8 protein-coding genes are annotated in these 9,196 nt (G+C 70.3%); 6 read left to right on the top strand and 2 right to left on the bottom strand.

Translation table 11 applies throughout. From position 1 onward, the window contains the following. Window positions 1-122 precede the first annotated feature (122 nt). Window positions 123-1,295, top strand: a complete 1,173-nt coding sequence (locus Q0A34_RS01940) for an MFS transporter (protein ID WP_291477956.1) — start codon at window positions 123-125, stop codon at window positions 1,293-1,295. Window positions 1,296-1,305: 10 nt separating this feature from the next. Next, complete coding sequence (locus Q0A34_RS01935; RefSeq protein ID WP_291477954.1) at window positions 1,306-2,274, top strand: exodeoxyribonuclease III; 969 nt, start codon at window positions 1,306-1,308, stop codon at window positions 2,272-2,274. Here the strand turns inward: Q0A34_RS01935 and Q0A34_RS01930 are convergent. After that, window positions 2,223-3,206: a hypothetical protein gene (locus Q0A34_RS01930; protein ID WP_291477952.1), complete on the bottom strand. Its 984-nt coding sequence runs from the start codon at window positions 3,204-3,206 to the stop codon at window positions 2,223-2,225. The genes Q0A34_RS01935 and Q0A34_RS01930 overlap by 52 nt on opposite strands. 72 nt (window positions 3,207-3,278) lie before the next feature. Between Q0A34_RS01930 and Q0A34_RS01925 the strand changes: the two genes are divergently transcribed. From Q0A34_RS01925 to Q0A34_RS01915, 3 genes are all read left to right on the top strand, one after another. Next, window positions 3,279-4,175 (top strand): LysR family transcriptional regulator, encoded by an 897-nt coding sequence (locus Q0A34_RS01925; protein ID WP_291477951.1) that lies wholly within the window; start codon window positions 3,279-3,281, stop codon window positions 4,173-4,175. Window positions 4,176-4,186: 11 nt separating this feature from the next. Then, window positions 4,187-5,203, top strand: a complete 1,017-nt coding sequence (gene trpS / locus Q0A34_RS01920; protein ID WP_291477949.1) for a tryptophan--tRNA ligase — start codon at window positions 4,187-4,189, stop codon at window positions 5,201-5,203. Between the two features lie 119 nt (window positions 5,204-5,322). Beyond that, a complete protein-coding gene (locus Q0A34_RS01915) occupies window positions 5,323-6,414 on the top strand; it encodes a YhjD/YihY/BrkB family envelope integrity protein (protein ID WP_291477946.1) in 1,092 nt (363 codons plus the stop codon). Window positions 6,415-6,447: 33 nt separating this feature from the next. Here the strand turns inward: Q0A34_RS01915 and Q0A34_RS01910 are convergent, their stop codons facing one another. Then, a complete protein-coding gene (locus Q0A34_RS01910) occupies window positions 6,448-7,818 on the bottom strand; it encodes a serine hydrolase (protein ID WP_291477944.1) in 1,371 nt (456 codons plus the stop codon). 84 nt (window positions 7,819-7,902) lie between these two features. On the opposite strand from Q0A34_RS01910, the gene Q0A34_RS01905 reads away from it, so the two are divergent. Then, a partial coding sequence (locus tag Q0A34_RS01905) for an adenosine deaminase (RefSeq protein ID WP_291477942.1) occupies window positions 7,903-9,196 on the top strand: 1,294 nt, incomplete at its 3' end.

Below are 9,196 nucleotides of genomic sequence, written 5' to 3'. Positions count from 1 at the left end.
CCCCGAGGAGACCATCTGTGACTGAACCACCGAACGCGACCCCGTCACGACTGCAGCGGCTCGGCGAACCGGGTCGTCCGGCCCGCCGTCCCGCCCGCCGTCCCCTGCCCCGGCAGACGGAGATGGGCCGTCGGCGGCGTCCGATCGCGATCCTCATGCTGGCGCTGGGCGGTTTCGGCATCGGGACGACCGAGTTCGTGGCGATGGGACTGCTCAACTACATCGCCGACGACTTCTCCGTCAGCGAGGCCACCGCCGGCCACGTGATTACCGCCTACGCCCTCGGCGTGGTCGTCGGCGCCCCGGTGATCACCGCCTTCACCGGGGCGATGCCGCGGCGGCGCCTGGTCCTGCTGCTCATGGGCGCCTTCACCGTGGGTAACGCGCTCAGCGTCCTCGCCGGCTCCTACGGCCTGCTGATGCTGTCCCGATTCATCGCCGGCATCCCCCACGGCGCCTACTTCGCCGCGGCCGCGCTGATCGCCGCGTCGATGGCGGACGCCGGGCAGCGGGGACGGGCCGTGGCCCAGGTCTCCATGGGACTGTCGGTGGCGACGGTCGCCGGGGTGCCGGCCGCACAGTGGGTCGGGCAGACCCTCGGCTGGAACGCGGCCTTCGCGGTGGTGGCGCTGATCGGCGTGGTCACGCTCGTCGGCCTGTGGTTCTCCCTGCCGCACATGACCCTGATGGCACCGACACGTCCGATGACGGAGCTCGGCGCACTGGTCAACCCGCAGGTGATGCTCACTCTGCTGCTCGGCACCGTCGGCTTCGGCGGCATGTTCTGCGTGTACACCTACATCTCCTGGACGATGACGGAGCGCGCCGGGTTCCCCGAGGAGTTCATGTGGCTGGTGCTCATGGTCTACGGCATCGGCATGGTGGCCGGCACCTTCCTCGGCGGGCGGCTGTCGGACATCAACGTGGAGGGCTCCATCCTCGGTGCCCTGGTGGCGATGGTCCTGATGCTCGGCGCGTTCTACTTCACCAGCACGGTCGCACCGCTGGCGATCGTGAACTTCGGCCTGGTCGCTATGTCGGGTTCGGTGATGACGATCAACCTGCAGACCCGCCTGATGGATGTGGCCGGCAAGGCGCAGAACCTCGCGGCGTCGATGAACCACTCCGCGCTGAACCTGGCCAACGCCGCCGGTGCGGCGGTCGGCGGTGCGGTGATCAGCGCGGGGTACTCCTACTCGGCACCGGCGTTGGCCGGGGTGGGGATGGCGCTGTGCGGCATCGCGGTCTTCATCCCGACCTACCTCCTTCGGCGCCGCAGTGAGGCCCGCGGCTAGTCTGGACCGCATGACCGTCACTGTCGCCACCGTCAACGTCAACGGCATCCGTGCCGCCGCCAAGGTCCGCAACGAGGACAACCACGGGATCCTGCCGTGGCTGGACAGCACCCCCGCGGACGTGGTGCTGCTGCAGGAGGTGCGTGCCACCCCGGAGCAGACCGAGAAGGCGCTGGCCCCCGCACTGGAGTCCGGGTGGAACCTGGTGCAGGCAGAGGCCGCGGCGAAGGGGCGCGCCGGGGTGGCCGTCCTGTCCCGGCACAGCATCGACGATGTCCGGGTCGGGTTCGGGGAGGGGTTCAGCACCGAGTTCGACGACGCCGGCCGTTACATCGAGGCCACGACGGCCGGCCTGCGGGTCGCCAGCGTGTACCTGCCCTCCGGGGCGGAGGGCACGGCGAAGCAGGACGAGAAGTTCCGCTTCCTCGACATCTTCGGGCCCTACCTCGACCAGCAGGCCGGGGTGCACGGGCAGATGGTGGTCGGCGGGGACTGGAACATCTGTCACCGGCGCCAGGACCTGAGGAACTGGCGTCCGAACCGGAAGAAGTCGGGGTACCTGCCGGCGGAGCGGGCGTTCCTGGACTCGGTGTTCGGCACCTTCCCGGACGAGGCCACGCAGATCGGCGACCCCACCGACGCAGGGCGGACCGGCAACCCGGCGGGAGACCCCGCCGACTTCTTCGGCGCCGTGGACTACACCCCCGGTGACGTGGCGGCGCAGCGGCTGGAGCGGGGGCCGGCGGCGGAACCGCGGTGGTTTGACGCGCTGCGCCGGCTGCACCCGGACGAGGAGGGGCCGTACTCCTGGTGGACCTGGCGGGGCCAGGCCTTCGACACCGGCGCGGGGTGGCGTATCGACTACCAGGCGGTGACCGCGGAGTTGATGGAGCGGGCGGAGAAGGCGTGGGTCGACCGGGCCGAGAGCTACGACCTGCGGTGGAGCGACCACTCGCCGGTGCTGGTCACGTACCGCTGACCCGTCGGTAGTGCACGTACCGCCAGCCCGGCGGTGGCCAGTGCGATGTGCAGCGCCAGCAGGCCGAGCAGGCCGGCACTCACCGCGTCCGGCCAGCCGGTGCCGGTGGCGACGGCGAGCTGGTGGGTGCCCAGGCTGCAGGTGCCCACGGGGAAGGTGGCGGACCACCAGGCGGGGCCGACGGTGGCGAGGGACTGTCGTGGAGGTGTCCGCAGCAGCGACCCCCAGTGGTTCCACAGCGCCCAGCCGGCGGCGGGGACACCGACGGCCAGCACGGCCCCGGCGTAGAGCCGTCCGGTCCCGGCGAGTGAGGAACCGTCGGTGACCAGCAGGGCGGCGGTGCTGCTCTGCCCGACGATGCCGAGGGGGATCCACGTCGTCGCCGCCGACGGCCCGGCCGGCCGTCGTGCCGGGGCGAGGTAGACGAGGACGAAGAAGGGGACCCCGGCCGCCAGTGAGGCCCAGAAGCAGACGGCGGCGGGAAGCGGGTGACCGAGCTGGGCCGCGTTCGTCGCCGCGACCATGGGGGTGACCAGCGGGAGCGCTGTCCGGAAGGTGAGCGGCAGCGCGCCACGGACGACGCCGGTCACCTGCGGGACGAAGACGGCGACGGAACCGACCGTCCCGGCGACCCAGGTGACCTGGTGGACGGTGGTCAGGCCGAGGGTGGTGTCCGCGGCCGAGCCGAGGGCGAGCACACCCATGGTGACCATCGACCAGGACGGAAGGTCCGTCGTCGCCCATCCGTGCCGCCCGGCGCCGGGGAGGAGCGGGAGGAGCAGGACCAGGAGGACGAGCGCCGCCATGACGGTCACGACGGCGCCGGCCGTCGTCCCCACCTGGATCCCCGTCATGGTCGCCGCGATGGAGACGCCCATCAGTGCGCCGCCCCAGGCGGGGCCGGGAGGCGGAAGTTCGGTGACGGTGTCCATGGGGCACGACCGTAGCGGGCGGGGTCGGCACTCGGGGATAACGGCACTGGTGGAACGGGGTACAGTGAACGTATGTACCCCCGTGTCCCGCAGATCGAGCAGCTCGCCACCCTGGTCGCGGTGGACGAGCACCGCAGTATCGCCGCCGCGGCGCGTGACCTGGGGCTGAGCCAGCAGACGGTGAGTGCGCGGGTGGCCGCGGCCGAGAAGACCCTCGGGGTCGCAGTGTTCCGTCGGGGTGTGGGGGGATCGGAGCCGACGGAACGTGGACGGACGGTGCTGTCCGCGGCGCGCGACCTGCTCGCCGCGGCGGGGGAGTTCTCCCGTACGGTGTCGGCGGCCACGCAGCCGGACGCGGTGAGGTCCCTCCCCGTCGCGGTCTCCAACACGGTCGCGGAGCTGTACTTCCCCACGTGGGCGGCGCGGTTCCACAGGGAGAACCCCACGGTGCGGCTGCAGCTGCGTTCCCGCAACAGCGCGGAGGTGTGCGACGCCGTGGCCGGCGGGGACTGCGTGCTCGGGTTCGTCGAGGGCGCGGAGGTGTCCCACGGTCTGGCGTCGGACGTGGTGGGGGTGGACGACCTGATCCTGGTCGTCCCGCCGACGCACCCCTGGGCGGGCAGGGAGGTGGACGCCGGCGAGCTGCGAAGGACCCCGCTGGTCATGAGGGAGAGGGGGTCGGGCAGCCGGGAGATCCTCGAGGCGGCGCTCGGGACGATCGCCGAACCGGCGGGGGAGTTCGGGTCGCTGTCGGCGCAACGCGCGGCGGTGACGGGCATGGGTGAGCCCACGGTGATTGCGGCGCGGGCGGTCGAGGCGCAGGTGTCCTCCGGTGAGCTGGTCCGGGTACCGGTGACGGGGGTGACGTTCCGGCGTCTGCTGCGTGCCGTCTATCCCCGGGGACGGCCGCTGGGGGTGAGCGACCCGGATGCCGAGGCACTGCTGCGGATCGCCAAAGTGCCCGGGTAACATGACTGCCCATGAGCGATGAAGCACAGATCAAGCGCGTCCTGTCCGGCATCCAGCCCACGGCGGACTCCTACCACCTCGGGAACTACCTGGGTGCGGTCAAGCAGTGGATCGACCTGCAGGACGGGTACGACGCCTTCTACTTCATCCCCAACCTGCACGCCATCACCGTCGACCAGGACCCCGTGGAACTGCGTGAGCGCACGCTGGCGGGGGTCGCGCAGCTGCTGGCGCTGGGCATCGACCCGGAGAAGTCCACGATCTTCGTGCAGTCCCAGGTGCCGCAGCACGCCGAGCTGGCGTGGGCGCTGACCTGCCTGACCGGTTTCGGTGAGGCGTCTCGGATGACGCAGTTCAAGGACAAGTCCGCCAAGCGTGGCGCGGAGCGCACGTCCGCGGGCCTGTTCATGTACCCGATGCTGATGGCGGCCGACATCCTGCTCTACCGTCCACAGCTGGTGCCGGTGGGGGAGGACCAGCGTCAGCACCTGGAGCTGACCCGGAACCTCGCCGAGCGCTTCAACGCCCGGTTCGGCGAGACCTTCGTGGTGCCCGAGGGGTTCATCCCCGAGGGCGCGGCGAAGATCTACGACCTGCAGGACCCGACCTCGAAGATGAGCAAGTCCGGGGACAACCCCAAGGGCATCGTGAACCTGCTGGACGAGCCGAAGACGTCGGCGAAGCGGATCAGGTCCGCCGTGACGGACAACGACGCCGAGATCCGTTTCGACCGCGAGGCGAAGCCGGGGGTCTCGAACCTGCTGGTGATCCAGTCCGCACTGACCGGACGCAGCGTGGACGACATCGTGGCGGACTACCAGGCCGCGGGCGCCCAGTACGGAGCACTGAAGGTGGACACCGCCGACGCACTGCAGGCCTTCACCACCCCGCTGAAGGCCCGGTACGACGAGTACATGGCCGACCCCGCAGAACTGAAGCGGATCCTCGACCGCGGCGCCGAGAAGGCCGGCGTGGTCGCGGAGTCCGTGGTCTCCGACGTGTACGGGAAGATGGGGCTTCTGCGGTAAGGGGACACCGCGAAATCCGGCCCTACCCGCTGTCCATGAACTAGGGTGGGTGCCCCACGGCCCCACCGTCTGCGGCGGGGCGTCATGACGGCATAGAGACACACAAGAGGAGTCCTCTGATGGCTCGCACGATCACCGCCTCCGACCGGGACAAGTTGGACGACCACGGAATTGAGCGGTCCACCGACGACTCGCCGGGTGCGATCGACCGGTATCGGGACAGGTGGCCCTGGTTCGACCACGTGATGCGCATGAACGAGCGCTACGGCGACCAGGGCGGGAACCACTTCGCCGCCGGCATCACCTACTTCTCCGTCCTCTCCATCTTCCCGCTGATCATGCTCGGTTTCGCCACCGTGGCCATGGTCGTCGCCGGTAACGACGAGCTGCTGGACTCCATCATGGACACGGTCTCGGAGTCGGCCGGTGGCGAGCTGGGCAACACCCTCAACGACATCATCGTCCAGGCGATCGACCAGCGTGGAAGCGTCTTCGGCATCGGTCTTGTCCTGGCGTTGTGGACCGGTCTGGGCTGGATGGGCAACCTGCGCCTCGGCGTCTCCGAGATGTGGAAGGTCCACGGCAAGGCCGACAACTTCGTCAAGGGCAAGATCAGCGACCTCATCGGCCTGGTCGGGCTGCTGCTGGCGCTGGCGGTGGCTTTCGCGGTCACGGCCATCGGTGGCGGGAGCTTCACCGGCTCCGTCCTGGACGCGGTCGGCCTGGGCGACGTGCCCGGTATCCGGTTCGTCACCTGGTTCGTGGCCCTGGTCGTGGCGCTCGTCGCCAACTGGATCGTCTTCTTCTGGCTGATGCTCTACCTGCCGCGGACGCGGGTGCCGCGCCCGGCCGCGGCACGTGCCGCCGTGATCGGTGCGGTGGTCTTCGAGGTGATCAAGCAGTTCGCCACGGTCGTGTTCTCCAATGCGCTGTCGAATCCGGCGGGAGCGGCCTTCGGCCCGGTCATCGGTGTGATGGTCGTGCTCTACCTCGTGTGGCGGGTCACGCTGTACCTCGCTGCGTGGACGGCCACGACCCCCGAGGCGCTGGCGGCGATGATTCCCGAGGCCCCGCCCGCCGCGGTGATCCGGGTGCGTCAGGAGGTCCGGCCGGGCGCACGCAACGTCGGCACCGCCGGTCTGGTCGGTATCGGCACCGCCGTCGGTGCGACCGCGGTCGGGCTGCTCGGCAGGGCGTTCCGAAGGAAGTAGCGCAGGAAGCAGCGCAGCAGGTGACGCTGCCGTTCAGCGGCGGCGGAAGCGCGCCGCGCCGGCCGCGAGCCCCACGAGGAGCAGGACGGCGACACCGGCGCCGATGACGGCGCGCATGTCGACGCCGTCCGTGGCGGTGCTGTCCGCGTCCACCCCGGCGTGGTCGGCACCTCCGTCCGGGACCGCTTCCGCGGTGGCGGCGTCCTCCGTGGAGTCGTCCGTGTCGTCGTCCGTCCCCTCAGGGACGTTGAGCGTGCCGATGCTCGCGTCGGCGGGAGCGTCGAAGGCCGCGTCGAGGACGGCGCTGGCCTGTTCCGCCGGGCGCCCCGCCGCGATCGTCGAGTTGAGCAGTACCATCCCCAACCGCCGGCCGTCCCGTTCCGCGGCGACGGAGAAGGTGTGCCGTGCGTTGTCGGTGAAGCCTGTCTTCCCGCCGACGGTGCCGGGGTAGTTGAAGAGCATCTCGTTGTCGCTGGAGAGCTCGAAACCCTCCATGTCGCCGTAGCCGGGGAAGTCCGTGGTCTCCTCGCCGAGCAGGTCACGGACGTCGGCGCGTTGGAAGGCCGCACGGTAGATCAGGGCCATGTCGTAGGCGGTGGTCTGCACACCGGGACTGTCGAGCCCGTGCACGGTCATCACACGGGTGGCCCGGGTGCCCAGGGAGTCCGCGAGTTCCTGCATGCGGGCCACGGTCTCCTCCTGGCCGCCCATGGCGTCCGCGAGTGCGATGGCGGCGTCGTTGCCGGAGCGCATCACCAGACCGAGCAGCAGTTCCCTGGCGGTGTACCGTCCTCCCGGACCGACGCCCACCTGCGAACCGTCGATCGCCACAGCGTCGTCGCTGACAGGGACCACCTGGTCCGGGTCGAGCTCGTCCAGTGCGGTCATCACCAGCAGGGCCTTGATGATGGAGGCGGGACGGTAGAGCCCGTAGGGGTCCTTGGCCGCCAGGACGTCACCGGAGTCGACGTCGTAGACGACGTAGCTGCCCAGGCTGAGCCGGTCGGGCATCTTCAGGCCGGGGGCGGACACCGGGGCGCAGGTGTCGAGGGCCTCACCACCCGGGCCCGGCCGCTCCACCGCGACCGGCGCCGGAGCGTCCTGCCCGGCGGTGGGCAGTGCGTCCCTGTCGAAGGCGGGCGGCAGCTCCTCGGCGAACGGGCAGGAGTCGGTGTCGAGGAACGGGTCGTCGGGGAGCGGGGCGCCGGGGTCCACGGTCAACGGGAGCCAGTCGTTCTTCTCGACGCCGTTGAGGCCGGTGTCCGCGGCCGCGGGGGCGGCGAGGGGGCCGGCGAGGATCCCGGAGAGGCTCAGGGTCACGGTCGCGGCGAGAGCGGTCGCCTTGGTCGTGGCCAGGGGAGTGGGGCGGGCGGCCCGTCGCCGGGGGAGAGTGTGTGCAGTCATCAGTTGTCAGAGTCTATCGGTAGGTCTACCGGTAGCGGGGTCCGCCACGGACATGAGCCGGGAGCAGCGCTATCCTGGGACACCATGAGCGACAGCGAATTCAGCGAGCACGACGTGACCTCCACCGTCGACCCGGACGTCGTCCGGCGTCTCCCGAAGGTGGAGCTCCATGACCATCTGGACGGTGGTCTGCGGCCGCAGACCATCATCGACATCGCGGCGGAGACCGGGTACGAGGGGTTGCCGACCACCGATGCGGCGGAGCTGGAGAAGTGGTTCTTCGACGCGGCGAACTCCGGGGACCTGCCGACCTACCTCACCACCTTCGACCACACGACCGCGGTGATGCAGACCCGGGGCTCCCTGGTGCGGGTCACCCGTGAGGCGGTGGAGGACCTCGCCGCCGACGGCGTGTGCTACGCCGAGCTCCGGTTCGCCCCCGAGCAGCACCAGGCCCGGGGACTCAGCCTGCAGGAGGTCGTCGAGGCGACGGTGCAGGGTGTGAAGGAAGGTGAGCGGATCGTCGCCGAGCGCGGTGGCCGTATCCACGTGCGGCTGCTGCTGTGCGCGATGCGCCACGCGGACCGGGCCGCGGAGATCGCCCGGCTCACCGTCGAGAACCACGGTGACCACACCCCGGGCGAGGGCTACGTGGTCGGGTTCGACATCGCCGGCGCCGAGGACGGCTTCCCGCCGTCCAACCATGTGGAGGCGTTCCGCATCCTGCGGGAGAACCTTGTTCCCGTGACCGTCCACGCCGGTGAGGCGGCCGGTGTGGAGTCCATCGCCGACGGCCTGCGGCAGGGTGCGGTGCGGATCGGGCACGGGGTGCGAATCTACGAGGACCTTGACGCCACGATGAACGGGATCGAGCTCGGTGAGGTCGCGAAGTTCATCCGTGACCGCCGGATCCCCCTGGAGATCTGCCCGACCTCCAACACCCAGACCGGTGTGTGCGACACCGTCGCCGACCACCCGTTCAACCTGCTCTACGAGATGGGTTTCACCTGCACGGTGAACACGGACAACCGGCTGGTGTCCGGGTGCACGATGACCGGCGAGATGCTGGCCCTGGCGGAGAACTTCGACCTGGAGTACTGGCAGTTCCTGGAGCTGACCACGAACGCGCTGGAGAACGCCTTCTGTGACCAGCCGCTGCGTGAGTCGCTGGAACGCGAGGTCATCTACCCTGCCTACGCCGAGCTGGGTGGGGCACTGGGTTCCGGGGAGGGGGACGCCGAGGGGCTGGGCGACCTTCACGGGGACCACGGCCACGTGCACGCCGCCGGTGCCGAGGAGGTCCAGCTGTCGATGGAGAACCTGCGTGCCGAGCTCGCTGAGCTGGGACTGAGCCTCGACGACGAGGACGACGAGGATG

The sequence above is a fragment of the Corynebacterium sp. genome (assembly GCF_022712195.1).
Classification (GTDB): Bacteria; Actinomycetota; Actinomycetes; order Mycobacteriales; family Mycobacteriaceae; genus Corynebacterium.
The sequence above is the reverse complement of the archived record's forward strand: the minus strand, read 5'-3'. Positions and strand labels throughout refer to the sequence as shown.

Excerpts from the sequence above, each read along its gene's own strand:
- Q0A34_RS01940 (WP_291477956.1), top strand. The coding sequence starts at position 123 with ATGGGCCGTCGGCGGCGTCCGATCGCGATCCTCATGCTGGCGCTGGGC.
- Q0A34_RS01935 (WP_291477954.1), top strand. The coding sequence starts at position 1,306 with ATGACCGTCACTGTCGCCACCGTCAACGTCAACGGCATCCGTGCCGCC.
- Q0A34_RS01930 (WP_291477952.1), bottom strand. The coding sequence starts at position 3,206 with ATGGACACCGTCACCGAACTTCCGCCTCCCGGCCCCGCCTGGGGCGGC.
- Q0A34_RS01925 (WP_291477951.1), top strand. The coding sequence starts at position 3,279 with ATGTACCCCCGTGTCCCGCAGATCGAGCAGCTCGCCACCCTGGTCGCG.
- trpS (WP_291477949.1), top strand. The coding sequence starts at position 4,187 with ATGAGCGATGAAGCACAGATCAAGCGCGTCCTGTCCGGCATCCAGCCC.
- Q0A34_RS01915 (WP_291477946.1), top strand. The coding sequence starts at position 5,323 with ATGGCTCGCACGATCACCGCCTCCGACCGGGACAAGTTGGACGACCAC.
- Q0A34_RS01910 (WP_291477944.1), bottom strand. The coding sequence starts at position 7,818 with ATGACTGCACACACTCTCCCCCGGCGACGGGCCGCCCGCCCCACTCCC.